Here is a 26,021-nt window from a genome sequence, read left to right as displayed (position 1 = left end):
CCCGGCCTTTTTATTTTCTAAGCCTTAGCGTGGACGCGGCGGCGCCGTGCTGTCTCTCACGACAAGTTCGAGATCGAGCGCCTCATGATCTTCCGGCAGCGCGTTCTCGAGGATCGCCGTCACCGAGCGCCGTGCGATTTCGGCAAAGGGCTGGGCGACAGTGGTCAGGCGCGGCAGCGAGGTTGCGGCTTCCGGCACACCGTCGAAACCGATAATGGATACGTCCTCCGGCACTTTTAGCCCGCGCGCGGCGAGCCACTGCATGGCAAACAGTGCAACCTTGTCCGACATCGCCAGAATGGCCGTCGGTGGATTGGCAGAGGAGAACAGGGCTTCCATAGCCGTGATGGTGCTCGGCCTGTCATGCAGCGTTCCCTGGATCGGAACGGCTTCGCGAGGAATACCGTATTCCGCTAACGCCTGCCAGTAGCCATGCATGCGGTCACGCGGCGTCGCTTCCATTTCAGGATCGACACGCGCGGGCGCCACCAGCCCGACAAGGCCATCGACATCGCCGATCGATAGGATCGCGATATTCCGGTGCCCGAGCTCCAGCAGATGCCGCGCAGCCGCAGCTCCGCCCGCGACATTGTCGATGCCGATCGCCGGGATCGTCTCATCCTCGATACCGAGCGCCAGCGCGATGAACGGCAGCTGGCGCTGACGGGTGAGTTCCACCAGCCTCTCTCCGCCTTCCACGCAAAGCAGAATGAAGCCGTCGACGAGCGCGCTGTTGATGTTCCAGGCAAGCCGCTCCTCGTTCATCGCCGATACGACGGCAATGCCTGTGCCGCTGGCATCGCAAACTTCACCGATCGCTGTCATCAGCGAACGCGCCCAGGGATCGTCGAAGAAATAGGTGAGCGGTTCGACGGCGGCGACGCCGATCGCGTTCACCCGCCCTGCCCTGAGCAGCCTGCCCTTGACATCAGGCCCACCATAACCGAGCTCGCGTGCGACATTGAGCACCCGCTCTCGAACCTCCTCCCGAACCACGTCTGGACGGCTGAATACGTTCGATGCCGTGCCCTGCGATACGCCTGCCGCCTTGGCGACATCAGCCAGTCTCACATGCCCTTTGCCCAAAGCTACTCCTTGCAGGTGCGAATTCGGCTCAGTCTAGCAAAAGATTGTATCGGTTCAAAATAAACTTGACAGCGTTACGGATGAGGAAGAAGATTGAATCGGTTCAATAAATCCATTAGGATTTTGAATCGATTCAATCTGGCGGAGAATAGAGCGATGATCCCGATCAGTTCGCTATTCAAGGATATCTATGAAGACCGCTGGGGAAACCCGCGTAACAACCAACCTGCCGAGGAGGTCGAACGCGGCACGCGCCTGTTTGTCCTCATGCCGTTCATGCGTCGGTTCATCAGCAATCGCAAAGGCCCGGGCGCCTGGTCTTTCACCATCCCGATCGATCGCCGGCTTCGATAAGAGGCTCTCCTGAGGCGTTTGACCAAAATCAATTCCCGCGCGCTTCGCTTCCCCTATTCTGGCATCATCAAGGGGATATTGGCGGCATTGGCCGCTGCCGGAGGCCGGAACATGAACAGGATGCTGATGCCGAGCAGCCGCGAGCGGGTGCTGCTTTCCAGAGCCGGAATATTTGCAGAGCTGGACAGCGTGGAAGCCGAGGCGCTGCGCGCCTGCTCCACCGTAATCACGTCCGCTTCGCACGACATTCTCTTTCAGGAAGGCGAGCCAGGCGTTTATTTCTACAGCGTGCTGGAGGGCTACGTCCGGCTCTTTCGCCTGAACGGAGAAGGGCGTGAGGCAGACATCCGCATCTGCGAGCCCGGCGACAGCTTCGCCGAGTGTCTGATCCAGGCAGGCGGCATCTATCGCTACGGCGCCCAGTCGATGGACAACACGATGCTTGCCCGCTTCCACATCGGCAAGGTACGCGCCCTCTTGGCTGAACACCCGCAGATCGGCACTGCGATCATGCGCAGCCTGTCGCTGCATCTGCTGTCGACGATGGAATGCCTCGCCAACGACCGGATGCAGACGGCGCCGCAGCGCGTGGCACACTACCTTCTTTCGCATTGCGTGGAGGAAGGACCGGCCATGGCGTCGCTGCGGCTACCCTTCCCGAAGAATTTGCTCGCCCGCAAGCTGGGTCTGGCACCGGAGGCGCTGTCCCGCGCTTTCTCGACGCTCAAATCCGCAGGCGTGACCGTGCGCGGCCGTTTCATCGCCATCAGCGACATCAACACGCTCAGGCGTATCTAGGTCTCAGCAATTCCAGCAAAAGTGTGCAGCGGTTTTGCGTCAGGAATTGCTTCGAAAACCGGAGATGCTCTACAGACCGCCCTGCACCCGTAGGAAGTCGACGATCGAACCGATGCCGTCGCCGCGCTTCATGTCGGAGAAGACGAAGGGACGCGTTGCGCGCATGCGCGTCGCATCCCGGTCCATCACATCGAGGTCAGCCCCGACATAAGGCGCCAGATCCTTCTTGTTGATGACAAGCAGATCGGACCTTGTGATACCCGGCCCGCCCTTTCGCGGGATTTCCTCACCCTGGCAGACGGAGATCACATAGATGGTGATGTCGGCGAGATCAGGCGAGAACGTCGCCGCCAGATTGTCACCACCGGATTCGATGAAAACAACATCGAGATCGGGGATGCGCTCATTGAGACCTGCAATCGCCTGCAGATTGATCGTCGCATCCTCGCGGATGGCCGTATGCGGGCAGCCACCAGTCTCCACACCAACGATCCGCTCGGACGGGAGCGCCTGCATGCGCACCAGCGCCTCGGCATCCTCGGTCGTATAGATGTCGTTGGTCACGACGGCGACGGAATAGTCGTCGCGCATCGCCTTGCAGAGCTTTTCGGTCAGCGCCGTCTTGCCCGAGCCGACCGGCCCGCCGATACCGACGCGCAGAGGTCCATTTCTTGATTTCATGTGTCTTACTCCTATCGAAGTCAGATGATAGCGAAGCGCTGCTTTCCCGCCACCGTCAAATGACGCAGATATCAGCATAAGTCCTGCTCAGGAGCGGAACAGCCGCGTCTGCTGCGTCTCGTGGCGAAGCGCGGCAATGTCGGCCTGAACCGTCGCGGAACCGAGATCCTCGAGAGTGGAGCAGGCAGCACGCGCGGCAATATCCATCACATGCTCCTCCAGCCCGGCGAGAACGGCAACGCCGTCCTTCTGTCCCGTGACACCGAGCCGGATACCGGAGGAGACCGCCTGGGAGAGATAGGCATGCAGGAAGGCAGCCAGCGCTTTCTCGATTGCTATCCCGTGCGCGCCCGTCACCGCACCGACGGCCACCGGATAGGCCGTCTTCTTCGGCAATCGGCTGAACACGTCATCGGGCCAGGCCTGCGCAGCCATCAGGAAGGCTTCGCCAAGCAGCATCGTCTCCTGATGCCGCTCGCGCGAGCCGGCAAGCGCCGCCGCCAGTTCGGCCAGCTCGGCAAGGCGATCGCCTTTGTCATGACCACGATGGCTTTCGGCAAAGAGCACAGCATCGTTCCAGACTGAACCGTTGCCGATCAGCGTCTGAAGCCAGCGCCGCAGCATATCCGCATCGCCGACGAGTCCATCCGCCACCGCCCGCTCCAGCCCGCCGGAATAGGCGAAGGAACCGATGGGAAAAGCCGGCGAAAGCCATGCCGTCAGGCGCAGCAAAGCCTGCAGCTCGCGATCCTCAGCCATCAGGCGTCAATCGTGCTTGTGATGGTGGTGGCCGTGGTTATCACCATGCTCGTGATCATGGTCATGATGATCGTGGTCGTGATGCTCATGATCATGGTCATGCCCGTGCGAATGTCCGCCGTGAGAATGATAGGCGCCACGGGCAGGCTGGAAGGGCTCGTTAATATCGAGCACCATCGCGCCCAGCCCCTGCAACATCGTGCGGATGACGTGATCGCGCAGGATCACGATGCGATCTTCCTCGATCTGCGCCGAGAGATGACGGTTGCCGAGATGCCAGGCAAGTTCGATCAGATGCGCGCGGTCACGGCCGCGCACTTCAAACAGTTTCTCGTCGGCGGCAAGGATTTCGATCAGCTCGCCATCCTCGCGCACCAGCATGTCACCATTGGCGAAAAGCACCGGATCCTTGAGATCGAGCATCACCATCTCGCCGTTCTCCAGATGCAGGAGCTTGCGGCGCAGGTGCCGCAGATCGTGCGGCAGCTTGACCTGTGCGGTCGGATGGAAGGAAGGGGTGCCGGCGGGAAGGTAAGATGTGACGCGCTGCATGACATATCCATTAAACTGGGACCTAGACCATGCAAAATAGCCCTTCGCGATGCAAGCACCAATGCACGTTTCGTAACGCGCTAGCCTAGATTCCATATGCCTGCAGCAGGCTCCCCTCGTCAGGTCCGACACCCTGCACGCCAAGGCCGTTTTCGACGAGGCCATGCCAGGCGTGGTTCAGCCCTTCCCGCTCATGGACGACACGATTACGGCCGAGCGCCTTGGCGAGATAGAGCGCCTTGTCGGCGGAGGCATAGACCGCCTCCTTGTCGCGTCCCTCGTGGAGATCGGCAATACCGCCTGATATCGTGATGGTGACGTCATGCCCATCCGCCGGAATTGGCCGCGCGGCAATCTGTGCCCTCACCCCTTCAATGCGCGCCACCCGCTCCTCCCGCGTCCCGCCTTGAACGACAACACCGAACTCCTCGCCGCCGAGCCGCGCCACGACCGACGCGCCATCGAAAGCCGCAGAAAGCATGGCTGAGACGGCAGTAATGACGGCATCACCACAGCCATGGCCGAAACGGTCGTTGATCGCCTTGAAACGGTCGACGTCGAAAATGGCGAGACAGGCATCCCCCTCTACCCTCGCCAGGGCATCGGTGAAAGCACGCCGGTTCAGAAGCCCCGACAGCGTGTCGGTCCGGCTGAGCTTTTCGAATTTGGCACGGGAGACGGTCAGGTCATGAATGGCGAAACCCGCCACCAGCGACAACACGCCGGACACCATTCCGCCGATCAACCAGGAGAGGATGATGGCAAAGATCATGGCATGCCCGAGGGTAATCGGCAGCACCCCCATGAAGTTGAGCGGAGGCAGCGTGATCACGATGATGAAGCCGGACAGAATAACCGCCAGAAAACTCATCTTCAGCGCAAAAGTATAAACGGTCTTGCGATGCTCGAAACTGCCTAGCTCAGCCTGAAGCGATATCCAGTTTTCCATGAGAATCGGCCTTCCTGCCTAGCGTCTTCAGGCCATTGATAGGGTTGCAATTGCTGCGGGGGTCTTAATCCAATCGCTAAAATTCGAGTGATTTCAGGGGATTCAGCCGTTCTGTTTTTTCTAGCAGGGAGTGCAACTTTTCGGGACAGGCATGTCCACTATGGGAAACACATCTAAAAACTTGATTTCAAACGGATTTTACAGGGGACAATCGGCGCCTGTTCCAGAATGAACTATGGATTAAAAATCACAGTCTATCCACCGATTTTCACAACCAGTCGGGGAATGATGCTCAGATTTCACTTTAAGGGCAACAATGGGGAATAGTGTCTCTAAAACACAAGGGTTAAAACGGAAAATAACGCCGCGCCGTCAGCAGCGCCAAGCTGCAGAAGATCCTCTATACTTCAATTATAGAGACTAAGCGAAAGCACCAGCGTCTGCGGCAACGGGTTCCAGAAACCCGTTCGCAAGCCGCCTGTCCGTAGCGCAGCGGCAGTCCATGTATTGCAACCAACCAGCGCATTGAAATACCCCCTCGCCTCGAAGAACCTGTCGTAGTCGCCATATCCCCTGTCGCCGACCGGCACGACCGCTCCATTTTCCCGGATGAAACTGTCATTGATGAAGCCGAGCAATTGCTCGAAGCGCCCACCATCGACATTGAGAACCGTCACGGCCGGATGGGTTTCGGAGATGCCTCCGGCAACATCCACATGCATCACCGATCCGTCGATCGTCAGCGCCCGAAATACCGGCATCGGCTTCAGATCGGCCCAGGTCGGTGTCTCCAGATAGAATGAGCGACCGCCCATCCGAAGATCAGCCATTGTGCGGCAGGATCGCTCACCGGAACACCCGCATCCTCAAGGAATGAAAACGAAGCCCGAAGCCGATCGTCGAGCGGGATCGCAATATCCGTGTGGATCGGGCCGGAAAGCAACAGAATGCGTTGCGAGGACGTTGTATCGGGAGAAGCCTCGGCTGCCCCAAGCATAGGCCTTGGAATGAACGTCCCTACAGCCGCCAATAATAAAAGCAGCGCGATTGCCCGTATCAGCCATCGCGCTGTCAGTTTCAAACCGCCCATGGACGAACGGTCTCAAAACAGGAAATAACGCTGCGCCATCGGCAGCACCGTTGCCGGCTCGCAGGTCAGCAATTCGCCATTCGCTCGCACCTCATAGGTCTCCGGATCGACCTCGATCTCAGGTGTCAGGTCGTTGTGGATCATCGACGCCTTGGAGATGCCGCCACGGGTGTTCTTCACTGCAACGAGATTCTTGGCGACGCCGAGGCGGCCCTTGAGACCGGCGTCGAGCGAAGCCTGAGAAACGAAGGTGACCGATGAGTTCGTCAGGCTCTTGCCGAAGGAGGCAAACATCGGACGGTAATGCACCGGCTGCGGCGTCGGGATCGAGGCATTCGGATCACCCATCGGTGCAGCGGCAATCGAGCCACCGAGCAACACCATGTCCGGCTTCACGCCGAAGAAGGCCGGGTTCCATAGAACGAGGTCGGCGCGTTTGCCGACTTCGATGGAGCCGATCTCATGGGACAGGCCATGGGCGATCGCCGGATTGATCGTGTATTTGGCGACGTAACGGCGGACACGGAAATTGTCGTTGTCGCCCTTCTCGTCTTTCAGGCGGCCGCGCTGGCGCTTCATCTTGTCGGCCGTCTGCCAGGTACGGATCAGCACTTCGCCGACACGGCCCATGGCCTGACTGTCCGACGAAATGATCGAGAAGGCGCCAATATCGTGCAGGATGTCTTCGGCCGCGATCGTCTCCTTGCGAATGCGGCTTTCGGCAAAGGCGATATCTTCGGGGATCGACGACGACAGGTGATGGCAGACCATCAGCATGTCCAGGTGCTCGGCGATAGTATTGACCGTATAGGGCCGCGTCGGATTGGTGGATGACGGAATGACGTTCGGCTGACCGCAGATCTTGATGATGTCGGGTGCATGACCACCGCCCGCCCCTTCCGTATGGAAGGCATGGATGGTACGGCCCCTGATCGCGCCGATCGTGTCCTCCACGAAGCCGCTCTCATTCAGCGTATCCGTATGGATCATCACCTGTACGTCATATTCGTCGGCGACCGACAGGCAGCAGTCGATGGCGCCGGGCGTCGTGCCCCAGTCCTCGTGCAGCTTCAGCGAGGTGGCGCCGGCGAGCAGCATTTCCTGCAATGCACCCGGAAGCGACGCATTGCCCTTGCCGGCAAAAGCGAGGTTCATCGGGAAAGCATCGGCTGCCTCGATCATGCGCGCAATATGCCAAGGGCCAGGCGTGCAGGTCGTCGCAAGTGTCCCGTGCGCCGGCCCCGTGCCGCCGCCGAGCATGCAGGTCAGGCCGCTCATCAGCGCTTCCTCGATCTGCTGCGGCGCGATGAAATGGATATGGCTGTCCATGCCGCCGGCCGTGATGATCTTGCCTTCGCCGGCAATCGCTTCCGTGCCCGGACCGACGATGATATTGACGCCCGGCTGCATATCCGGATTGCCGGCCTTGCCGATCGCCGCGATACGACCGTCCTTCAAGCCGATATCGGCCTTGTAGATACCGGCATGGTCGATGATGACGGCATTGGTGATGACGGTATCGACCGCGCCATCTGCCCGCGTCACCTGGCTCTGGCCCATGCCGTCACGGATGACTTTCCCACCGCCGAACTTCACCTCTTCGCCATAGGTGGTAAAATCCTTTTCGATCTCGATGAAAAGCTCCGTATCGGCAAGGCGGACCTTGTCGCCGGTGGTCGGACCGAACATGCCGGCGTAAGCCTTGCGGGAGATCTTGTAGGGCATCTATCAGGCTCCTTGGGAGGAAGAGACGAATGGTTTTCCGGCAAGCCGTCTGAGACGGCCGGCCGCAATATGGGAGTCGACGAGCTGCTTCTCGGCGGCGAAGGGATGCCATTCCCAGCCCACATGGCCGAAGCCTGCGAGCGTCACCTCGTCGTTGGGAAATCTGTCGAGCACTTCGCCGATGACGATCATGCCACTGCTCGGCACGATGTAAGGCGCCGGCGAGAAGGCAGACAGCGCCTGATCGACGGCTTCGTGAACCTGTTTGTCAACGATCCGATGCACCTTGCCAGCTTCAGCACAGAAAGCGCTGAATTGGTTGGTGTAATCGTCGCAGAAATCATCGAGCTCCGGATGCGAAGCCGCAAGAGGTGCGCGCATCGCCGCGAATTTTTCGGGATTGCGCACACTCCAGATTTCCGAGGCTTCGACAACACCGGGATGGATGCGCCAGCTTTCCGAGCCGAGCATGGCCTTGGCGGGTCGGCCGGTATTGCACACAGCAACCACATCGGTGCGCGTGCCGCCAGCACCATAGGAGCGGCATTCGTTGAAGCGGATGACGAAGTCGGCGGCGTCGATGATCTCAGCCCCTCCTTCTCCCACTTCGCCGTTGCCCACGATCATGATCGTCCTGCCCACCTTACTGGCCCATTCCATTGGCGAGTTCTTTGAGCTCCTTGGTCCTGAGATCCGTCAGGTCAGCAAGGCAGCCCGCCACCAGCATCGGCTCCATCGTGCCGCCGCGCGCCTGAAAGCCGTAATTCTCACATTGAGCGTCGCGATAACTGATCCAGGCGCGTTGTGCCTTGAGAAGCGCCTGTTCGGCACCCTTCATGTCACCCTCGAGATCGCCGTCGATCGCCACCATGGCGGCACGCGTCTGCTTGTACTGGGCATTGAGCGCCTTGTCGGCCTCTTCATAGCGCGCCTCCGCGCAGCTCGTCATATCGGATTGTGTCTGCGCATTGTCGCAGTCCACGTCCTCGGCATGGGCAGCACCGGCGGCAAGCAGCATAAACGCTCCACCGATGAGCCCGATCTTCAAGCGCATGAATTTCCTCCCGTCATTTTCTTTTAATTAGAGCCGGCCCATGACGAGCTGGCGGAAGCCGTAGACTTCACGTTTGCCGGACAGAGGAATGAGCGTCACCGAGCGGGTCTGGCCCGGCTCAAAACGCACGGCCGTGCCGGCGGGAATATCGAGCCGCATGCCATGGGCCTTGTCGCGATCGAAGGACAGGCCGGCATTGGTCTCGGCAAAATGATAATGGCTGCCAACCTGCACCGGGCGGTCGCCGGTATTGGAAACCTCGAGCATCACAGTCGGTGCGCCGGCATTGAGCTCGATCTCGCCGCTCGCAGCAATGATTTCGCCAGGGATCATCTATCTCTCCTTAAGCCGCCTTGGGCGCGCAGCCCTCGGCCTTCAGAACACGTTTCGTGGAGGCCGGATTGTTCGCAAGTTTTGCCGCAGGCCGGATCGGCCTGATAACGAGATTGCCGCCGCAATTCGGGCACTCACCCTTGAGGACATTTTCAACGCAATCCGCACAGAACGTGCATTCGAATGTGCAGATCATCGCTTCCGCGCTATGAGGCGGCAGATCCTTGTCGCAGCATTCGCAATTGGGTCGAAGCTCCAGCATGGCGTAATCCTCAGCGGATCGGTTCGTGCACGGTCACCAGCTTCGTGCCATCGGGGAATGTCGCCTCGACCTGCACGTCATGGATCATCTCTGCAATGCCTTCCATCACCTGGTCGCGGCTGATCACATGGGCGCCGGCCTCCATCAACTCGGCAACCGGGCGGCCATCACGCGCGCCCTCGACGACAAAATCGCTGATGAGGGCGATAGCTTCCGGATAGTTCAGCTTGACGCCGCGCTCCAGCCGCCGGCGGGCCACCATGGCGGCCATGGAAATCAACAGCTTGTCTTTTTCTCTCGGGGTGAGGTTCATCGTCTATCCGCTTGTTGAACTCATAGATTCCAGACTTTCGGCACAGGCGCTCCATTGCGCAAGGCGGAAATGACCGGGATGAGGATTTTTCTCAGCGCAAAGCCATCGGCTGCGGCAAGGCGCACGACGATCTTATCGCTCCAGGCGCTTGCCCCGCCCATATGCCCGTCTACCAGCGGCCGTACTTTGGTGAGATAGGCTTCCGACATCGGTCCGGCATAAAGCACCGTCGCAAAAGCCACCTGCCCACCGAGCACCGCCTGCTCTGCCGCAAGCAGCGCCACGGCATCGGAAAGGCGCAACTCCTCGGCATGGATCAGCCGGCCCGACCGGCGGATACGCCAGCGATCGCGAAACAGCCCCGTCTCCATCGTCTCGCCCATCGCCTTGCGCCCGAGCAGGATAGCCTCGACGGCCAGGAACTCCGCGCTGTCGTCGAGATCAACATCCAGACGGCGAAACAATGAAGCGCGGTCGAAAAGAATGGTCTCCTGCGGCAGCCAGTCGACGCGGGCGCCCGGCCCAACCTCGATCTGCGTCGTCACCTCTGCCGTTCCGGCCGATGCCTTGTAGATCTTCTCGCAGGCCTGCGTCGTCACATCGATGCGCGTCCCTGCCCCAGCCGAGACGCTCCAGTTCATCCGGTCGCCGCCGGTCAGCCCGCCGGCCGTATTGATGAGAACAGCCTCCATCGAGGCATCGAACGTATCCGGCAGGCGGATCTTCGCTGCACCTTCCTGATAAAGCTCACGGATTCGCGTACGCCCATCCTGCACCTTGGCAGCAAGATGCCCGCGTCCTTCCGCTCTCTGCGGTCTTGTGATGCCCGCCGCCGCGCCTCTCATGCCACCCCCGTGCAGATGCCATCCTGTCTGGCAACTTGCGTTGAATGTGTCTGTTGACTGCAACAAAGCAAGTCCCGTGCCGCTTTCCGAAAGCCCGTGCCCCCACGGGCTATAAGGATGACGCGGAAGGCATTTGCCGCAAAATGCGGCATCTGCCAGCGCGATCGCCAAAGAGGTCATACGGTCAGATGGCGACGTGCTTCCGGCGTATCCAGCGTCTCGGCAAGGCCCTCGTGAACGATCTCGCCGCGATCCATGATGTAGACATAGTCGGCAAGCTCGCGGCAAAAATCGAGATATTGCTCGACGAGCAGGATCGCCATGCCGGTGGAATCGCGCAGGTAGCGGATTGCCCGGCCGATATCCTTGATGATCGACGGCTGGATACCCTCCGTCGGCTCGTCGAGCACGAGGATCTTCGGCCGCGTGACCATGGCGCGACCGATCGCCAGCTGCTGTTGCTGCCCGCCCGAGAGATCGCCGCCGCGACGGGACAACATCGATTTCAGCACAGGGAAGAGACTGAAGATATCGTCTGGGATGTTACGGTCGCGGCGGCCAAGCGGAGCAAAGCCGGTCTCGAGGTTTTCCTTGACTGTCAGGAGCGGGAAGATTTCACGCCCCTGCGGCACATAGCCGATGCCCTGCTTGGCGCGGGCAAAAGGCGGCAGGCCGTTCAGCTTCGCATCGTTGAAGGTGATGGTTCCCGCCGATATGGGGTGCTGGCCGGTCACGGCGCGCAACAGCGAGCTCTTGCCCACGCCATTGCGTCCGAGCACGCAGGTGATCTTGCCCATCTCGGCCTTGATCGAGATACCGCGCAGCGCCTGCGCAGCACCATAGTGAAGATTTGCGTTTTCAACGGTCAGCATATTAGCGCCCCAGATAGTTTTCGATCACCTTCGGATCGTTGCTGACGAAATCGATGGATCCTTCGGCCAATACCGAACCTTCCGCCAGGCAGGTTACCTTGACACCAAGATCGCGGATGAAACCCATGTCGTGCTCGACGACGACGACCGAACGTGTCTTGGCGATATCCTTGAGCAGGATCGCCGTTTCCGCCGTTTCGGCATCGGTCATGCCCGCCACCGGTTCATCGACGAGCAAAAGTTTCGGCTCCTGCGCCAACAGCATGCCGATCTCCAGCCACTGCTTCTGGCCATGCGAGAGATTGGCGGCGAATTCGTCGCGGCGATGCGTCAGCCGCACCGTTTCCAGGATTTCCTCAATACGCGCCTTGTCCTCACCGGAGAGGCGATAAAACAGCGTTGAAAACACCGTGCGCCGGCGGTTCAGCGCCAGCTCCAGATTGTCCCAGACCGTATGGCTTTCGAAGACCGTGGGCTTCTGAAATTTCCGGCCGATGCCGAGCTGGGCGATATCGGCCTCATCCTTCTTGGTGAGATCGATCGTGCCGTTGAAGAAGACCTCACCCTCGTCGGGGCGGGTCTTGCCGGTGATGATATCCATCATCGTCGTCTTGCCGGCACCATTAGGGCCGATGATTGCTCTCAGTTCACCGGGTTCGATGACGATGGAGAGCGAATTCAGCGCCTTGAAGCCATCGAAGGAGACCGAGACACCGTTGAGATAGAGCACGCTGTTGGGTTTGACGTCGGGGATCATGGGTCTACTCCGCAGCCTGGATTTTCGCGTCGACGCCTTCTTCGACAGCCGTCGGCGGCACGCCATTCGAAACCGGTTTCCGCTTGCCGAGATACTGGGCGATCGTGCCGACGATGCCCTTGGGCAGCAGCAGCGTGACGAGCACGAAGAGGCCGCCGAGCGCGAACAGCCAGTAATCGGGAAAGAGGCCGGTGAAGATCGTCTTGCCGCCATTGACGAGGATGGCGCCGATGATCGGTCCGATCAGCGTCGCGCGGCCGCCGACGGCCGTCCAGATGACGACTTCGATGGAGTTGGCCGGTGCGAATTCACCGGGATTGATGATGCCGACCTGCGGCACATAAAGCGCGCCGGCAATACCCGCCATCATCGCCGAAACGACGAAGGTGAAGAGCTTGAAATGCTCGACGCGATAACCGAGGAAGCGCGTGCGACTTTCCGCATCGCGCACGCCAACCAGCACCTTGCCGAATTTCGAACGCGCGATCGCCGAGGCAATCATCAGCGAGAGCGCCAGGAAGATCGCGGTTGCAGCAAAGAGCGTCGCACGCGTACCATCGGCCTGCACATTGAAGCCAAGGATATCCTTGAAATCGGTCATGCCGTTATTGCCGCCGAAGCCCATATCGTTGCGGAAGAAGGCGAGCAGCAGCGCATAAGTCATGGCCTGGGTGATGATCGACAGGTACACGCCGTTGACGCGCGAGCGGAAGGCGAACCAGCCGAAGACGAAGGCAAGCAGGCCGGGCACCAGCACCACCATCAGCGCGGCAAACCAGAACTGATCGAAACCGTACCAGAACCAGGGCAGTTCCTTCCAGTTCAGGAAGACCATGAAATCGGGCAGAACAGGGTCGCCATAGACGCCGCGCGAACCGATCTGGCGCATCAGATACATACCCATCGCATAACCACCGAGCGCGAAGAACGCGCCGTGGCCGAGCGAAAGGATGCCGCAGAAACCCCAGACGAGATCGAGCGCCAGCGCCAGCAGCGCGTAGGTCAGGTATTTGCCGAACAGCGCCATGATATACGTTGGCACATGCAGCGGATTGTCCGCCGAAGTCGCCAGATTGAGCACCGGCACCAGAACCGCGATCACCAGCAGGATGGCGATGGCAATGGAGATCCGGCGATCGAGAGACCGGAGAAGGAAGGCCGTAATCATGCTTCCACCGCCCTTCCTTTGAGTGCGAAGAGCCCGCGTGGACGCTTCTGGATGAAGAGAATGATGAGGACGAGCACCAGGATCTTGCCGAGCACGGCGCCGGCAAAGGGCTCGAGGAACTTGTTGACGACACCAAGCGACAATGCGCCGACCAGCGTGCCCCAGAGATTTCCGACACCACCGAAGACCACGACCATGAAACTGTCGATGATGTAGCTCTGGCCGAGGTTCGGCGAGACGTTATCGATCTGCGAGAGCGCCACGCCCGCCATGCCGGCAATGCCGGAGCCGAGCGCGAAGGTGAAGGCATCGACCCAGCCGGTGCGGATACCCATTGACGAGGCCATGCGCCGGTTCTGGGTGACGGCGCGCATCTGCAGGCCGAAGACGGAGCGCTTCAGGAGCATCAGCAGCGCCACGAAGACCGCCATCGAGAAGACGATGATCCAGAGCCGGTTCCAGGTGATCGACAGACCACCGAACTCGAAAGCCCCCGACATCCAGCTCGGGTTGCGGACTTCGCGGTTGGTCGGGCCGAAGACAGTGCGCACTGCCTGCTGCAGGATCAGCGAGACGCCCCAGGTAGCCAGCAGCGTTTCCAGCGGCCGGCCGTAAAGATAGCGGATGACGACGCGTTCGATGATAAGGCCGACGAAACCGGTGAAGACGAAGGCAGCAGGCACGGCAAAGGCCAGCGAATAATCCGCCATGCCGGGAAAGTTCGCGGTGATATATTCCTGCACGACATAGGTGGTGTAGGCGCCGATCATCACCATCTCGCCATGCGCCATGTTGATGACGCCCATGACGCCGAAGGTGATGGCAAGGCCGATGGCCGCAAGCAGCAGCACCGAGCCGAGCGACAGCCCGTACCAGACATTCTGAACGATATTCCAGAGAGCCAGACTACGGTTGATGGTGCTGATATGCGCCTGAATGGCAGGTTTGAGATCATCCGGTGCGGTTGCCAGTGCCGTGGTCAGAATGGTCAGCGCATCGCGGCCGCCGCGAGCAGCAACCGTATCGATCGCTTCCCTCTTCTCATCGGCACTCATATCGCTTTTCAACACCATCACGGCACGAGCCGCTTCCATGGTGCTCTTGATCTCGGCGTCTTTTTCATCGGCCAGAGCGGAGTTCAGCAGATCGAGATTGGCAGGATCGGCATCCTTCAAAAGCCCTTGGGCAGCCGCAAGGCGAGCGCCGCGATCAGGGCTCAGCAGCGTCAGCTGGCTCATCTGCGTGGCAATGAGCGTGCGCACCGAATTGTTGACCCTGACTTTCGACATCGTGTCGGGATCGATATCGGCGACCGCCTCGCCGGTGAGCGGATCGGAATAAGTCGGCTCGTCATCCGTGCCGCCCTGCAGGAGCACGGGACCACCCTCGTCGGAATTGACGTAAAGCAGGCCGTCGCTCAGCTGCTGCAATATCTGGCTGACATGCGCATCCTTGGAAGCGACGAGCGCCTTGATGGCCGCTTCACGCTCCGGAAAGCCGCCGACGCCAAGTGCATCGACAAGAGCGTGGACATCATCCTGGGCCTTGAGGCCGGTCGTCAGCCCCGTGAGCGTCAGGCAAATGGTCAAAAGAAAGATCTTGATGGCGCGATACATCGGCTTTCCCGCCTAAACTAGAGCATTTCGAAATGCTCTATCCCCCTGTTTTCGCAATTCCGGACGCAAACGCTGCGCAGTCTTTCTGGAATTGCTCCAGCGCCGGCCTGTTCGCCAACCCGCTGGGGACGGAGCTTCCGCCCGGATTTGAAATCCGGACGGAAGTTCTTCTGGCTCGTGTCGGATCGGCTAACTCAGGAACCCTTGCCGCCGCACTTGCCGGTGGCAACGTTGAAGTTGCCGCAGTTCATCGGCTTGCGCCAATCGGAGATCAGATCCTTGGAGTCCGGCAGGAAGTCGGACCATTCGTCGCCGACGACCTCAGGGGTCTGCTGTACGATTTCGAACTGGCCGTTTGCCTGGATTTCACCGATCAGCACCGGCTTGGTGATGTGGTGGTTCGGCATGACGGTCGCGGTGCCGCCGGAAAGGTTCGGAACGGAAACACCGATAATGTGGTCGAGAACCGCATCCGTATCGGTCGTACCGGCAGCCTGAACGGCCTTAACCCAGGCGTTGAAGCCGATATAGGCAGCTTCCATCGGGTCGTTGGTCACGCGCTTGTCGTTCTTGGTATAGGCATGCCATTCCTTGATGAACTTCTTGTTGATCGGCGTATCGACCAATTCGAAGTAGTTCCAGGCAGCCAGATGGCCGACGAGCGGCTTGGTGTCGAGACCGGCAAGCTCTTCTTCGCCGACCGAGAAGGCGACGACCGGAATATCGGTTGCCTTGACGCCCTGGTTGCCGAGTTCCTTGTAGAAGGGAACGTTGGCGTCACCGTTAATGGTCGAGACGACGGCGGTCTTCTTGCCGGCTGAGCCGAATTCCTTGATCTTGGAAACTTCCGTCTGCCAGTCGGAGAAGCCGAACGGCGTGTAGTTGATCAGGATGTCTTCCTTCGGAATGCCCTTGGATTCGAGATAGGCTTCCAGGATCTTGTTGGTCGTGCGCGGATAGACGTAGTCGGTGCCTTCGAGCACGAAGCGCTTAACGCCTTCGGTGTTCATAAGGTAATCGACGGCCGGAATTGCCTGCTGGTTCGGAGCGGCACCCGTATAGAAGATGTTACGCGAGGATTCTTCACCCTCGTACTGGACCGGGTAGAAAAGCAGCGAGTTCAGCTCTTCGAAAACCGGCAGGACCGATTTGCGCGAAGACGAGGTCCAGCAACCGAAAACGGCAGCGACCTTGTCCTTCTCGATCAGTTCGCGGGCCTTTTCGGCAAACAGCGGCCAGTCGGAAGCCGGATCGACGACGACGGCTTCGAGCTTCTTGCCGAGGAGACCGCCCTTCTTGTTCTGCTCATCGATGAGCATCAGCATGGCGTCTTTCAGCGTCGTTTCGGAAATCGCCATCGTGCCGGAAAGCGAATGCAGCACGCCGACCTTGATCGTGTCGTCGGCGGCAATTGCGCCCTGGAAGGCTGCCGTTGCCGCCATGACGGCGCCGAGCGCGACGCCTGTGATAGTGGATCTGAGATTCATCTGGTTGAACTCCCCTCTTCTTGTTCCGCAACAGGCCGGAAACGGAAATTAACTGTTGCCGAGGGGACTATCGGGTGCTGCAGCGCAAAAACACATACGCAAAATGACGTAGGCGACAGGGGCAAACGGGCAGGCAAAGACAAGACGGGGCATCCCACGGAGAGGATGCCCTGTCAGTTCGATATTATCCGCCGATCGTCAAGGTGACGGATGTCGGGCCATAGGAAAGGGTCGCCTTGTGGCCGGAGATGGTGAACCTGTCGAAGATGCCGGTGATGGCTCCCGCCTTCAGGATCTCGATCTGCGTTCCGGGCGCCGGGGCGTAGCCCGAGGCAAGTGTGACGTCGAGGTCGCCGGAGAGCGCCGCCTTGCCCGCGATGACCAGCGTGCCCGCGCCGTCAGCACCGAGCGTCGGTTTCGCCGCGGCATTGGCGAGCTGCTGGTAATCACCGCCTACGGTCAGCGGCTTATCGGCCGCCAGAACGAGGGAGCCGCCGTTCACGGACAGTCCGCCGGTGCCGAAGGCCGAGGGCGAGCCTGCCACCAGCACGCCTTCTTCCAGCACCGTGCCGCCGGCATAACTGTTGGCGCCGGAAAGGCCGAGAATGCCGCTGCCACGCTTCGCCAGTTTGCCCTTGCCGCCGATATCGTTGCGCCAGGTATCGATCGCATTGAAGCCGCCCTTTGCGGCATCCATCGTCACGGTCACGTCCTGATCGAAGGCGCCATAGCCGTCTGCCGCGGCAAACAGGTTGAGGCGGCCATAACCTTCAGCATCATCGAGCAGCGGATAGCCCGAGGCGATCTCCGTCGTGCCAAGCACGTCGCGGCGCTGCTCGCCGTCGAGATAGGGCAGACGCGTTTCGAGAAGCGCTTCGGCACCCTGCGGCACGCGCGCCGGCTGGTCGGTCCCATGGATGGTAGGCAGGCCATAGCTCAGGCGCTGCAGCACGTAAGCGCGGTTGGCGTCATGATCGGCGAAACGGTCTGCGGCAAGCGGCGCTGCATGGGCCACGACTTCGAGCGCGCCCGCATCCGCAACGCCTGATTTGGCAATAAGCCATGACTGCGCTTGGGCGTAAGCATCGCTCTTCAGCGCGGCGTTGTCGGCCTTGTTTAGATTGTAGACGACCGTGGCGGTGCCGAGCATGCGGCCGCCCATCACGTCGAGGGGGGAATGCATGCCGGCAAGGATACGGTCTTCGCCCAATTCGCTGGCGCGCGTGATCATTTCCTGAAAACGCTGCGGCACGAGATAGGCCATGGCGAGCGCATCGCGCCAGGCTTCCGCCGTATGCCCGCTCGGGAAGCCGCCGTCCTCGACCGGCTTGCCGTTCTTGGCGGGCTCGAGCGTCGGGACGACCGAGACGTCCTGGCTCCAACGATAGGGACGGGCATATTTGAAATAGCGCTTGGCCGGCTCCGTCGAGCCATCACCGCTCGCGGCATTGATGAAATCGATGGCAAGGCCCATGTCCGGATTGGCATCGGTCTTGTTTTCCGTGTCCGGCTTGCTGCCGGCGCCGCGATTGTTGCCCTTGTCGTCGTATTTCACCGTCGTCGCATCGGCCGCGACTGCGGTGATCGTAGTGGTCTGCTTGGAGCCCGCCTTCCAGGCATCCGTCAGCGGGCCGAGGCCATCGACAATGCTGGCATTCTTGCCCCGCCGATCGTCGAGATAAGCAGCAACCGCCTGATCGGCCGTCCGTGCTCGCGTCGCCTTGACGACATAGGCAATGTTCGCGTCATGGACGAGCTTGTTGACGACTTGGCCGTCTGTCTTGCTTGAGGGAATGCCGTCCCAATCCGTCTTGGCAACCGCAGGGCAATTGTCCTTGGCCGGGGCCTCTACACCGGCGTCGACGAACGGCGTGCGCGGCGTCCAGACTTCGAGGAAGCCGGAGAGAAGATGGACGGCGGCATTGGTGTCCACCGTCGAGAAGCAGGCGTCGCCACGCTTGTTGGTGTTTCCAGCCTCCACATAAGGCGCTTTCGCCGCCGTGGCCTGCTCGGCGGCGGCAAGCGATGGCACGAGCGAAAGAAGGCAGACGAGCGCGGTGCTCAGGCGGCAAAGGCTTGGAACAGACATGGTGATACCCGAAATGGTTGAACGGACGGCGCGAGAGTTAGAGCCCTTATGTGACAGACCGGTTTCAAAAATATTGCCGTTCTGTGAATCTGCCGGCGTTCCGCCTCTTGCCTTTCCCGTCCATCCCGCCAAAAGTGGCTCGGGAGACGATAAGCTGACCGGAACGCCGGAAAGAGGGCATGACAGCGCGCCAACGCATCATTCCGGTGAGACGCGAATATAATCGCTGGGTCGCCAACCAGACGCTTGAAGATTACGCGCTGCGCTTCACCGCAAAGAGCGCCCGGCGTTTCTCCTCCCAGCGCATCTCGCAGACGGCGATCGGCGCTATCTCCTTCCTGGCGCTGGAGGCGATCGGCGGCGCTATCACACTGTCCTACGGCACCACCAATGCCTTCTATGCCATCATCGTTGCCTCGGTCGCCATGCTGGCGATCGGCCTGCCGATCAGCCGATACGCCATTCGCCACGGCGTCGATATCGACCTGCTGACGCGCGGTGCAAGCTTCGGTTATATCGGCTCGACCATCACCTCGCTGATCTACGCCAGCTTCACCTTCATGCTGTTTGCGATCGAGGCCTCGATCATGTCGGGTGCGCTGGAGCTGACGCTCGGCATTCCACTCTGGATCGGCTACATCATCAGCGCCGTGATGGTGATCCCGCTCGTCACCCACGGCGTGCGGCTGATCAGCAAATTCCAGCTGATGACCCAGCCTTTCTGGATCATCCTGAATATCCTGCCCTTCATCTTCATCGCCTTTCTGGACTGGGGCCAATTCGACGTCTGGCGCGCCTTTGCCGGTATCCGCCACGTCTCCGGCCCCCCCGGCACGGTCGCAGATTTCAATCTCGTCGAATTCGGCGCAGCTTCCGCCGTCATCCTGGCGCTGATGTCGCAGATCGGCGAACAGGCGGACTTCCTGCGCTTCCTGCCGCCGGACCCGCAGCGCAAATGGCGCCATCGCCTCGCCATCTTCCTCGCCGGTCCCGGCTGGGTCATCATCGGTGCACCCAAGCTGCTTGCCGGTTCATTTCTCGTCGTGCTGACCTTCTCCTCCGGCGTGCCCCTCGACCGCGCCGCCGACCCGGCGCAGATGTACCTGACCGCCTTCGGCTACATGATCCCCTGGCACAATGCCGCCCTGCTGCTGATGGCCGCCTTCGTCGTGGTCTCGCAGTTGAAGATCAACGTGATGAATGCCTATGCCGGCTCGCTCGCCTGGTCGAACTTCTTTTCGCGCCTGACCCACAGCCATCCCGGCCGCGTCATCTGGCTGGTCTTCAACGTGGCGATCGCGCTGCTCTTGATGGAGCTCGGCATCTACCGGCTGCTTGAGGAAACGCTCGGTATCTTCTCGATTATCGCCATGGCCTGGCTCTGCACGATCTCGGCCGATCTCTTCATCAACAAGCCGCTCGGCCTTGCTCCTCCCGGCATCGAATTCAAGCGCGCCCATCTCTATGACATCAACCCGGTCGGCCTCGGCGCCATGACGCTGTCGGCCGGCGTCGCGCTCATCGCCCATTTCGGCACCTTCGGCTCGATCGCGGCTTCGCTTGCGCCCTACATCACCCTCGTGATCGCGCTGATCGCCTCCCCCACCCTCGCCTGGGCGACGAAGGGCAAGTTTTATCTCGCCCGCAAACCGCGCCATGCCTGGAAGAACCTGACCACCATCACCTGCTCCGTCTGCGAACATCCATTCGAGCCGGAAGACATGGCCTGGTGCCCGGCCTATGCCGCGCCGATCTGCTCGCTCTGCTGCTCGCTCGACAGCCGCTGCCACGACATGTGCAAGCCGAATGCCCGCTTCAATGCGCAGGTCGGCGCCGTCGCAAAGACCCTGCTGCCGGAAGCCATCGTCCAGAAGCTGACCACCCGCCTCGGCCGCTACGGTATTGCCGTGGCGCTGGCGCTGACGGCCGTCGGTGCAATTCTTGCGATGATCGCCCATCAGGTCAGCTCGGCCTCGCCGGAGACGGCCGAAGTCGTGAACCGCACCATCCTGATCGTCTTCTTCGTCTTCTCGGTCATCGCCGGCGTCGCCTGCTGGTTCTATGTGCTTGCCCATGACAGCCGCGTCGTCGCCGAGGAAGAATCCTCCCGCCAGAACACCCTGCTCCTCAAGGAAATCGCTGCCCACAAGAAAACCGATGCCGCACTGCAGACTGCCAAGGAAACCGCTGAAGCCGCCAACCGTGCCAAGAGCCGCTATGTCGTGGGCCTAAGCCACGAATTGCGCACGCCACTGAATGCCGTTCTCGGCTATGCGCAGATCCTCGAACGCGACGAGACGATTCCCGCGCCACGCCAGTCCTCGATCAAGGTGATCCGCCGCAGCGCCGAACATCTCTCCGGTCTGATCGATGGTCTTCTGGACATCTCGAAGATCGAAGCCGGGCGTCTGCAGGTCTATTCGAACGAAATCAATATCCAGGACTTCCTCGACCAGATCGTCGATATGTTCCGACCGCAGGCGCAGGCAAAGGGGCTCACCTTCATCCACGAGCGTGCTCCGTCCCTGCCGCAATTCGTGCGCACCGACGAGAAGCGGCTGCGCCAGATTCTCGTCAACCTGCTCTCCAATGCCATCAAGTTTACCGACGAAGGCAGCGTAACCTTCGATGTCGGCTACCGCAGCCAGGTCGCGACCTTCACCGTCTCCGACACAGGCCGCGGCATCGCCGAGAAGGATCTGACGCGCATTTACGAGCCCTTTCAGCGCGGCGAAGCGGAGAGCGTGCGGCCGATGCCCGGTCTCGGCCTTGGCCTCACCATCACTCGCCTACTGACCAACACGCTCGGCGGCGAAATCTCTGTCACGAGTGAAAAGGACAAGGGCTCGACCTTCCGCGTCCGTCTCATGCTGTCGGCCGTCATGCGCGCCGTTGCAGCACCGCCGCAGGAAAAGAAGATCGTCAGCTATGACGGCCCGCGCCGCACTATCGTCGTTGTCGACGACAATGAGGATCATCGCGAGATGATGCGCGAAATCCTGGTCCCCCTCGATTTCATCGTGCTGACGGCCGCGACCGGTCCCGACTGCCTGACGCTGGTCGAAGGCATCGAGCCGGATCTCTTCCTCGTCGATATATCCATGCCCGGCATGAACGGCTGGCAGCTCGTCTCCCGGCTGCGCGAGACGGGACGTACAGCGCCGATCCTGATGCTATCAGCAAATATCGGCGATGCCGCCGCTCACAGCGACAGCGACGACAGCCACAGTGACGCGATCGGCAAGCCGGTCGACATCAAGCAGTTGCGCGACAAGCTGGCCCTGCATCTCGCCCTGAAATGGCTCTATGCCGACGATCAGACACCCGCGCCGGTGATTGCTGCCATGCCGCTCAAGAGCCCTGGAACAGCGCATGTACAGGAACTGCTGCGTCTCGGCGAGATCGGCTACATCAGAGGCATAGAAGCCAAGCTCACCGACCTTGCCAAGGTGGAGGCAAATCAGCCATTCACAGAAGAACTCCGCTCCTATGTCGCCGCCTTCGATCTCACCGGCTTCATGGATTTCCTGCATAAATTCGAAGAAAAAGGTGAAACCGTTGGCTGAGCTTCCCCGCGACATCGTTCTGCTGGTCGATGATTCGCCCGAGGCCCTCGGCTTCCTGACCGACGCACTGGAACAGTCGGGCTTTTCCGTACTGATTGCCACCTCCGGCTCGGCCGCGCTCAATATCGTCGAGCGCATCACGCCCGATCTCGTCCTCCTCGATGCGGTCATGCCCTCGATGGACGGTTTTGAGACCTGCCGCCGCTTGAAGGCCAATGCCGCCGTCGCCCAGGTGCCCGTCATCTTCATGACCGGGCTCACGGAAACCGAACATGTCGTGCACGCGCTGGAATCAGGCGGCGTCGACTACCTGTCGAAGCCGATCAATATCGATGAGTTGCGTGCCCGCATTCGCGTTCACCTGCGCAACGCACGCTCGGCACAGAGCGCGCGCGTGGCGCTCGATGCCGCCGGCCGCCACCTTCTGGCCGTGAAGGGCAATGGTGCGATCCACTGGTCGACGCCGCAGGCAACCCGCCTCGTCAACGCCGCCATGGGCAGCGACGACGGCATGGAGGTTGTCTCCCGCACGATCGGCAACTGGATGAAGGAACGCGCCGCAGCCGCCCGCGATGCACTCATCTCCATTGCTCATGCCGGGCAGGCTGCCCTGCAACTCGCCTTCCTCGGCGCCATCGGTCCGGACGAATATCTCTTCCGCTTGACGGCCGCCAACCAGCGCAACGACGACGCGGTCCTGCGTCAGCACTTTGCGCTGACACAGCGCGAATCCGAGGTTCTGATGTGGATCGCCAAAGGCAAGGCCAACCGCGATATTGGCGAAATTCTCGGCCTCTCTGCGCGCACGGTGAACAAGCACCTGGAACAGATCTATGTGAAGCTCGGCGTCGAGAACAGGGCATCCGCCGCCGTGAAGGCAGCGCACGTACTGCATGAGATGTGAGGGATAGCAGGCTGCCTTAAACCACCCGGTCTGGCGCCTCCCGGCCCTCGAAGAAATCAGTTACATTCTCCACGACCTTCATCCCCATCGCTGTGCGGGTTTCCTCCGTCGCGCTGCCAAGATGCGGCAACAGAACGACATTCTCCATCCGCCGCAACGCGTCCGGCACATGCGGCTCCGCCTCGTAGACATCGAGCCCTGCGCCACGGATCGCGCCTTTATCAAGCGCAGCAATCAACGCCATCTCATCGACCACGTCGCCGCGCGCCGTATTGATGAGGAAGGCGCCTGGCTTCATTGCCGTAAGCCGCGCAGCATTCATCAAATGCCGGTTTTCTGCGCCGCCGGGGCAATGCAGCGAGACGAAATCGGAAGCGGCAAGCACCTCCTCCACCGAAGCAAGCTGACGTGCTCCGTAGCGTGCCGCTTCGGCGGGATCGATCTGTGAGCGATTGTAGAACACGACATCCATGCCGAAGCCGAAATGGCAGCGTTGTGCGAAAGCCTTGCCGATTCGTCCAAAGCCGATAATACCGACCGTCTTGCCCGTCACCTTCGTGCCAACCATATGCGTTGGGCACCAGCCCTTCCATTCGCCGGAACGCAGCTGCCGCTCGCCCTCCCCGCCGCGACGTGCGACGGACAGAAGAAGCAGCATGGCGATATCAGCCGTGCAATCGGTCAGCACGCCAGGCGTGTTCGTCACCACGATGCCCTTCGCCTTGGCGGTGGCGATATCGATGTGATTGAAGCCAACCCCGAAATTGCCGAGGATTTTCGTACGGACATCCCCGGAAAAGACCGCAGCCGGCAGCTTGTCAGAAACGGTCGGCAACACCGCATCATAATTCGCCAGCGCCTGACGCAGTTCGCTTTCAGCAAGCGGTACATCATCTCTGTTGAGCGTCAGGTCGAAGCGCTCCGCGAGCACGGCCTCTACCGCGGCAGGCCAGCGTCGGGTGACGAGAATGCGGGGTTTTGGCATGAATCTGGATCCTCCATCCTTTGCCTCTGACTTAGGCCATGAAGGCTAGGAATGGAATGGCTTTCGAACCCGTAGAGACTGCGATCTTGACCGGCGCAGGCGAAACGAAAGAAGCCCGGTCGATGACCGGGCTTCCATGAAAGGCATCACTGCCAGAGGCTGAAATTAGTCGGCCTTCGGGAAGTAGCTGTACTTGCCGTCTTCGCCCTTCTTCCATTCGTACATCACGTAGCCTGGAAGCTTCGGGTCGCCCTTTCCGTCGAAGGAGATATCGCCGAGAACGGTCGGGAACGGACCCTTTTCCTTCATGGCTGCGGCAACAGCTTCAGCGTCGGTAGATCCGGCAGCCTTGGCAGCAGCAGCGATCGTCTGCAACGCAGCGTAGGAGTAGAGGGTGTAAGCTTCCGGATTGAAGCCGGCAGCCTTGAACTTCGCAACGAGGTCCTTGTTGGCCGGGTTGATCGTCGGATCCGGGCCGAAGGTGTTCAGCGTACCGGCAACGGCGTCACCAGCGATGGAAGCAAGTTCGTTCGAGACGATACCGTCACCCGAAACGAGCGCTGCTTTCAGGCCCTGGTCGGCCGACTGGCGGATGATGAGACCGGCTTCGGTGTGCAGACCACCCCAGTAGATGATCGAAACGCCGGCTTCCTTCATCTTTGCGATGAGGGCCGAGAAGTCCTTGTCGCCGACGTTCACGCCTTCGTACATGACTTCGGTGACACCAGCGGCATTCAGAGCCTTCTTGGTTTCGTCAGCGAGACCCTGGCCATAAGGAGTCTTGTCGTGAATGACGGCGATCTTGGCGTCCTTGAAGTGGTCGGCCAGATACTTGCCGGCGATAGCGCCCTGCTGGTCGTCACGGCCGCAGGTGCGGAAGGTGTTCCACAGGCCACGCTCGGTGAAAACAGGGTTGGTAGCAGCCGGGGTAATTTCGAGAATGCCGTTTTCGGCGTAAACTTCAGAAGCCGGGATGGAAACGCCCGAGTTGAAGTGACCGATAACGAACTTCACGCCGTCAGCAACGAACTTGTTGGCAACGGAGATACCCTGCTTCGGGTCGGAAACGTCGTCGCCGAGTTCGATCTTGATCTGCTCGCCGTTGATGCCGCCAGCAGCATTGATGTCAGCGGCTGCCTGCTCGGCACCCTTCTGCAGCTGGGCACCGAACGCAGCGTTCGGGCCTGTCAGCGGACCACCCACGCCGATCAGGATGTCAGCTCGTGCGATGCCGCCGAAAGCGACGATCGCCGTCAGTGCCACCGCTGACAAGAGAGACTTCTTCATATTGTTACTCCCAATTTTTGGGCGGGTTTCTTCCAAGGCCTGACGCATACCCCACCTTTGACTGCGCCAGGAAAGCTGTTCCGCTCTGAAGGCAATTCATGCCTAGTTTCAACGGGCTGTCAATGTTTCTCCTTCCACGAAAACGCGGAAGTTTTTTCATACAGCCAGTAATAGTTGTTCACCATTTGGTTGGTGCGGCGATAGCGGAACCCTGCTGTCGAGAAGATCAGCAGAGTTACGAAATCGATAATGTAGAAGAGGCCGCTGAGCATCGGGCCGTTAAACAGCGCGTGATGCAGGAATTGCATCGCCCATGCGAGCAGGAAGGTATAGACGACGACCAGCGGATAGTTGTTCCAGCCGTCCGCAACCGCCCTGCCGGCACGCCACGCCGTCCAGAAACCGATGAGCACAACGAGTCCGCGGATGACGATCTTTACGCCGTTGTCGCTTTCGAAGAAAAGTCCCTGCATAATCAAACTCTCCCTT

At 60.4% G+C, this 26,021-nt stretch carries 24 protein-coding genes and 2 pseudogenes; 4 read left to right on the top strand and 22 right to left on the bottom strand.

Translation table 11 applies throughout. The features are described 5' to 3' along the window. Window positions 1-24: 24 nt before the first annotated feature. On the bottom strand, window positions 25-1,086 hold the full coding sequence (locus ACR9ZQ_RS07345) for a LacI family DNA-binding transcriptional regulator (protein ID WP_481427427.1): 1,062 nt from the start codon (window positions 1,084-1,086) through the stop codon (window positions 25-27). A gap of 156 nt (window positions 1,087-1,242) precedes the next feature. On the opposite strand from ACR9ZQ_RS07345, the gene ACR9ZQ_RS07340 reads away from it, so the two are divergent. Together ACR9ZQ_RS07340 and ACR9ZQ_RS07335 are read left to right on the top strand one after the other, a co-directional pair. After that, window positions 1,243-1,440, top strand: a complete 198-nt coding sequence (locus ACR9ZQ_RS07340; protein ID WP_310385636.1) for a hypothetical protein — start codon at window positions 1,243-1,245, stop codon at window positions 1,438-1,440. 111 nt (window positions 1,441-1,551) lie between these two features. After that, complete coding sequence (locus tag ACR9ZQ_RS07335) at window positions 1,552-2,238, top strand: Crp/Fnr family transcriptional regulator (protein ID WP_481427426.1); 687 nt, start codon at window positions 1,552-1,554, stop codon at window positions 2,236-2,238. 69 nt (window positions 2,239-2,307) lie between these two features. Here the strand turns inward: ACR9ZQ_RS07335 and ureG are convergent, their stop codons facing one another. The 18 genes and pseudogenes from ureG to ACR9ZQ_RS07245 form a co-directional block, all read right to left on the bottom strand. Beyond that, window positions 2,308-2,919 (bottom strand): urease accessory protein UreG, encoded by a 612-nt coding sequence (gene ureG, locus ACR9ZQ_RS07330; RefSeq protein WP_007816053.1) that lies wholly within the window; start codon window positions 2,917-2,919, stop codon window positions 2,308-2,310. Between the two features lie 87 nt (window positions 2,920-3,006). Next, window positions 3,007-3,678, bottom strand: coding sequence for an urease accessory protein UreF (locus ACR9ZQ_RS07325; protein WP_310385644.1), 672 nt, complete (start codon window positions 3,676-3,678; stop codon window positions 3,007-3,009). A gap of 6 nt (window positions 3,679-3,684) precedes the next feature. Then, the gene (ureE, locus tag ACR9ZQ_RS07320; protein WP_481427425.1) at window positions 3,685-4,230 is read right to left on the bottom strand and encodes an urease accessory protein UreE; all 546 of its coding nucleotides are present in this window, start codon (window positions 4,228-4,230) and stop codon (window positions 3,685-3,687) included. An 85-nt stretch (window positions 4,231-4,315) separates the two neighbouring features. Then, a complete protein-coding gene (locus ACR9ZQ_RS07315; RefSeq protein WP_481427424.1) occupies window positions 4,316-5,179 on the bottom strand; it encodes a GGDEF domain-containing protein in 864 nt (287 codons plus the stop codon). Window positions 5,180-5,586: 407 nt separating this feature from the next. Further along, window positions 5,587-6,260, bottom strand: a pseudogene (locus ACR9ZQ_RS07310) (TIGR02117 family protein). A gap of 21 nt (window positions 6,261-6,281) precedes the next feature. Then, window positions 6,282-7,994, bottom strand: a complete 1,713-nt coding sequence (gene ureC, locus ACR9ZQ_RS07305) for an urease subunit alpha (RefSeq protein WP_481427423.1) — start codon at window positions 7,992-7,994, stop codon at window positions 6,282-6,284. A gap of 3 nt (window positions 7,995-7,997) precedes the next feature. Next, complete coding sequence (locus tag ACR9ZQ_RS07300) at window positions 7,998-8,621, bottom strand: Urease operon accessory protein (RefSeq protein WP_442206937.1); 624 nt, start codon at window positions 8,619-8,621, stop codon at window positions 7,998-8,000. A 16-nt stretch (window positions 8,622-8,637) separates the two neighbouring features. Continuing rightward, the gene (locus tag ACR9ZQ_RS07295; RefSeq protein WP_310385651.1) at window positions 8,638-9,048 is read right to left on the bottom strand and encodes a lysozyme inhibitor LprI family protein; all 411 of its coding nucleotides are present in this window, start codon (window positions 9,046-9,048) and stop codon (window positions 8,638-8,640) included. A gap of 27 nt (window positions 9,049-9,075) precedes the next feature. After that, entirely contained in the window at window positions 9,076-9,381 is a 306-nt protein-coding gene (locus ACR9ZQ_RS07290) for an urease subunit beta (protein ID WP_113321646.1), read from the bottom strand. 10 nt (window positions 9,382-9,391) lie between these two features. Then, a complete protein-coding gene (locus ACR9ZQ_RS07285; protein WP_481427422.1) occupies window positions 9,392-9,643 on the bottom strand; it encodes a DUF1272 domain-containing protein in 252 nt (83 codons plus the stop codon). A 10-nt stretch (window positions 9,644-9,653) separates the two neighbouring features. Next, entirely contained in the window at window positions 9,654-9,956 is a 303-nt protein-coding gene (locus ACR9ZQ_RS07280; protein WP_007816043.1) for an urease subunit gamma, read from the bottom strand. A gap of 20 nt (window positions 9,957-9,976) precedes the next feature. Continuing rightward, window positions 9,977-10,801: an urease accessory protein UreD gene (locus ACR9ZQ_RS07275; RefSeq protein WP_481427421.1), complete on the bottom strand. Its 825-nt coding sequence runs from the start codon at window positions 10,799-10,801 to the stop codon at window positions 9,977-9,979. A 176-nt stretch (window positions 10,802-10,977) separates the two neighbouring features. Continuing rightward, window positions 10,978-11,673, bottom strand: a complete 696-nt coding sequence (urtE, locus tag ACR9ZQ_RS07270) for an urea ABC transporter ATP-binding subunit UrtE (protein WP_007816041.1) — start codon at window positions 11,671-11,673, stop codon at window positions 10,978-10,980. Window position 11,674: 1 nt separating this feature from the next. Further along, window positions 11,675-12,430 (bottom strand): urea ABC transporter ATP-binding protein UrtD, encoded by a 756-nt coding sequence (gene urtD / locus ACR9ZQ_RS07265; protein WP_113185400.1) that lies wholly within the window; start codon window positions 12,428-12,430, stop codon window positions 11,675-11,677. Between the two features lie 76 nt (window positions 12,431-12,506). After that, a pseudogene (urtC, locus tag ACR9ZQ_RS07260) lies at window positions 12,507-13,598 on the bottom strand (urea ABC transporter permease subunit UrtC); the annotation flags it as partial. Continuing rightward, window positions 13,595-15,214, bottom strand: a complete 1,620-nt coding sequence (urtB, locus tag ACR9ZQ_RS07255) for an urea ABC transporter permease subunit UrtB (RefSeq protein ID WP_481427420.1) — start codon at window positions 15,212-15,214, stop codon at window positions 13,595-13,597. The pseudogene urtC and the gene urtB, both read right to left, overlap by 4 nt. Before the next feature lie 194 nt (window positions 15,215-15,408). Then, on the bottom strand, window positions 15,409-16,701 hold the full coding sequence (urtA, locus tag ACR9ZQ_RS07250) for an urea ABC transporter substrate-binding protein (RefSeq protein WP_481427419.1): 1,293 nt from the start codon (window positions 16,699-16,701) through the stop codon (window positions 15,409-15,411). A 184-nt stretch (window positions 16,702-16,885) separates the two neighbouring features. After that, a complete protein-coding gene (locus ACR9ZQ_RS07245; protein ID WP_481427418.1) occupies window positions 16,886-18,790 on the bottom strand; it encodes an acid phosphatase in 1,905 nt (634 codons plus the stop codon). Window positions 18,791-18,969: 179 nt separating this feature from the next. Here ACR9ZQ_RS07245 and ACR9ZQ_RS07240 point away from each other — a divergent pair, with 179 nt between their 5' ends. Both ACR9ZQ_RS07240 and ACR9ZQ_RS07235 read left to right on the top strand, forming a co-directional pair. Beyond that, window positions 18,970-22,356 (top strand): hybrid sensor histidine kinase/response regulator, encoded by a 3,387-nt coding sequence (locus ACR9ZQ_RS07240; protein ID WP_481427417.1) that lies wholly within the window; start codon window positions 18,970-18,972, stop codon window positions 22,354-22,356. Then, window positions 22,349-23,260: a response regulator gene (locus ACR9ZQ_RS07235; RefSeq protein ID WP_481427416.1), complete on the top strand. Its 912-nt coding sequence runs from the start codon at window positions 22,349-22,351 to the stop codon at window positions 23,258-23,260. The genes ACR9ZQ_RS07240 and ACR9ZQ_RS07235 overlap by 8 nt, the downstream gene beginning before the upstream one ends. Before the next feature lie 16 nt (window positions 23,261-23,276). Here ACR9ZQ_RS07235 and ACR9ZQ_RS07230 read toward each other — a convergent pair whose 3' ends face one another. The 3 genes from ACR9ZQ_RS07230 to ACR9ZQ_RS07220 form a co-directional block, all read right to left on the bottom strand. Then, the gene (locus ACR9ZQ_RS07230) at window positions 23,277-24,245 is read right to left on the bottom strand and encodes a 2-hydroxyacid dehydrogenase (protein WP_481427415.1); all 969 of its coding nucleotides are present in this window, start codon (window positions 24,243-24,245) and stop codon (window positions 23,277-23,279) included. Between the two features lie 165 nt (window positions 24,246-24,410). Continuing rightward, window positions 24,411-25,532 (bottom strand): branched-chain amino acid ABC transporter substrate-binding protein, encoded by a 1,122-nt coding sequence (locus tag ACR9ZQ_RS07225; protein ID WP_113321635.1) that lies wholly within the window; start codon window positions 25,530-25,532, stop codon window positions 24,411-24,413. 119 nt (window positions 25,533-25,651) lie between these two features. Beyond that, on the bottom strand, window positions 25,652-26,005 hold the full coding sequence (locus ACR9ZQ_RS07220) for a DUF6867 family protein (RefSeq protein ID WP_113321634.1): 354 nt from the start codon (window positions 26,003-26,005) through the stop codon (window positions 25,652-25,654). Window positions 26,006-26,021 lie beyond the last annotated feature (16 nt).

Source organism: Rhizobium sp. KNZ14-9A, from assembly GCF_056755015.1.
Note: the sequence above shows the minus strand (reverse complement) of the source record. Positions and strands in the feature narration are given on the sequence as shown.

What these genes read in the sequence shown, in the direction of transcription:
- ACR9ZQ_RS07325 (WP_310385644.1), bottom strand. Translation starts at nt 3,678, where the DNA reads ATGGCTGAGGATCGCGAGCTGCAGGCTTTGCTGCGCCTGACGGCATGG.
- urtA (WP_481427419.1), bottom strand. Translation starts at nt 16,701, where the DNA reads ATGAATCTCAGATCCACTATCACAGGCGTCGCGCTCGGCGCCGTCATG.
- urtB (WP_481427420.1), bottom strand. Translation starts at nt 15,214, where the DNA reads ATGTATCGCGCCATCAAGATCTTTCTTTTGACCATTTGCCTGACGCTC.
- urtD (WP_113185400.1), bottom strand. Translation starts at nt 12,430, where the DNA reads ATGATCCCCGACGTCAAACCCAACAGCGTGCTCTATCTCAACGGTGTC.
- ACR9ZQ_RS07340 (WP_310385636.1), top strand. Translation starts at nt 1,243, where the DNA reads ATGATCCCGATCAGTTCGCTATTCAAGGATATCTATGAAGACCGCTGG.
- ACR9ZQ_RS07280 (WP_007816043.1), bottom strand. Translation starts at nt 9,956, where the DNA reads ATGAACCTCACCCCGAGAGAAAAAGACAAGCTGTTGATTTCCATGGCC.
- ACR9ZQ_RS07230 (WP_481427415.1), bottom strand. Translation starts at nt 24,245, where the DNA reads ATGCCAAAACCCCGCATTCTCGTCACCCGACGCTGGCCTGCCGCGGTA.
- ACR9ZQ_RS07240 (WP_481427417.1), top strand. Translation starts at nt 18,970, where the DNA reads ATGACAGCGCGCCAACGCATCATTCCGGTGAGACGCGAATATAATCGC.
- ACR9ZQ_RS07290 (WP_113321646.1), bottom strand. Translation starts at nt 9,381, where the DNA reads ATGATCCCTGGCGAAATCATTGCTGCGAGCGGCGAGATCGAGCTCAAT.
- ACR9ZQ_RS07225 (WP_113321635.1), bottom strand. Translation starts at nt 25,532, where the DNA reads ATGAAGAAGTCTCTCTTGTCAGCGGTGGCACTGACGGCGATCGTCGCT.
- ACR9ZQ_RS07300 (WP_442206937.1), bottom strand. Translation starts at nt 8,621, where the DNA reads ATGATCGTGGGCAACGGCGAAGTGGGAGAAGGAGGGGCTGAGATCATC.
- ureG (WP_007816053.1), bottom strand. Translation starts at nt 2,919, where the DNA reads ATGAAATCAAGAAATGGACCTCTGCGCGTCGGTATCGGCGGGCCGGTC.
- ACR9ZQ_RS07245 (WP_481427418.1), bottom strand. Translation starts at nt 18,790, where the DNA reads ATGTCTGTTCCAAGCCTTTGCCGCCTGAGCACCGCGCTCGTCTGCCTT.
- ureE (WP_481427425.1), bottom strand. Translation starts at nt 4,230, where the DNA reads ATGCAGCGCGTCACATCTTACCTTCCCGCCGGCACCCCTTCCTTCCAT.
- ACR9ZQ_RS07275 (WP_481427421.1), bottom strand. Translation starts at nt 10,801, where the DNA reads ATGAGAGGCGCGGCGGCGGGCATCACAAGACCGCAGAGAGCGGAAGGA.
- ACR9ZQ_RS07335 (WP_481427426.1), top strand. Translation starts at nt 1,552, where the DNA reads ATGAACAGGATGCTGATGCCGAGCAGCCGCGAGCGGGTGCTGCTTTCC.
- ureC (WP_481427423.1), bottom strand. Translation starts at nt 7,994, where the DNA reads ATGCCCTACAAGATCTCCCGCAAGGCTTACGCCGGCATGTTCGGTCCG.
- urtE (WP_007816041.1), bottom strand. Translation starts at nt 11,673, where the DNA reads ATGCTGACCGTTGAAAACGCAAATCTTCACTATGGTGCTGCGCAGGCG.
- ACR9ZQ_RS07295 (WP_310385651.1), bottom strand. Translation starts at nt 9,048, where the DNA reads ATGCGCTTGAAGATCGGGCTCATCGGTGGAGCGTTTATGCTGCTTGCC.
- ACR9ZQ_RS07285 (WP_481427422.1), bottom strand. Translation starts at nt 9,643, where the DNA reads ATGCTGGAGCTTCGACCCAATTGCGAATGCTGCGACAAGGATCTGCCG.
- ACR9ZQ_RS07315 (WP_481427424.1), bottom strand. Translation starts at nt 5,179, where the DNA reads ATGGAAAACTGGATATCGCTTCAGGCTGAGCTAGGCAGTTTCGAGCAT.
- ACR9ZQ_RS07220 (WP_113321634.1), bottom strand. Translation starts at nt 26,005, where the DNA reads ATGCAGGGACTTTTCTTCGAAAGCGACAACGGCGTAAAGATCGTCATC.